The organism is Mesorhizobium sp. M2A.F.Ca.ET.067.02.1.1, assembly GCF_004023285.1.
Lineage (GTDB): Bacteria > Pseudomonadota > Alphaproteobacteria > Rhizobiales > Rhizobiaceae > Mesorhizobium.
On record NZ_RZSB01001371.1, the window covers coordinates 1 to 578 of the forward strand.

Annotated in this window: 1 protein-coding gene; it reads left to right on the top strand. The window is 68.5% G+C overall.

Annotation, left to right across the window (positions count from 1 at the left end; all coding sequences use genetic code 11):
* A partial coding sequence (locus EOA28_RS37875) for an AsmA-like C-terminal region-containing protein (RefSeq protein WP_149991727.1) occupies positions 1 to 578 on the top strand: 578 nt, incomplete at both ends.

The window sequence follows — 578 nt, forward strand, 5'->3', positions numbered from 1 at the left end:
GATCAGGCCAAGAAGACGACATTCACCGAGCTCGGCGCCTCGTTCGCGATCGAGAACGGCGTCGCGCAGACGACGGACATCAGCCTGCTGGGCCCGCTGCTGCGGATGGACGGCTCGGGCAGGATTGATCTCGCCGACCAGACGCTCGACATGCGTCTCAACCCGCGCGTCGTCGCTTCGCTTTCAGGCCAAGGAGGCGACGTTGCCGTGAAGGGCATCGGAGTGCCGGTCGTGGTCCAGGGCCCGCTCTCCGCGCCCCGTGTGTACCCGGACCTGAGCGCGTTGGCCAAGGACCCGCAGAGCGCGCTGGATATATTGAGCCGCCTTGGGCTGCCAACCGGAAAACTCAATCTCGACAAGCTGATCCCGGGCCAAACGGGCTCGAACGGCGACGGGTCCGGCAAGGGAGCGGCGGATCTGATCGGCGATCTTCTGCGCAACGCCGCGCCCCGGCCGAAGGCGCCGCCCGCCGCGCCGGAACCACCCGTGACGCCGAACAACGGCAATGCGGAAAACGCGGCGCCGACAAATTCGGACAGCAGCAGCGGGACCCAGGCCGCCGCGCCGGCGGCCGAACC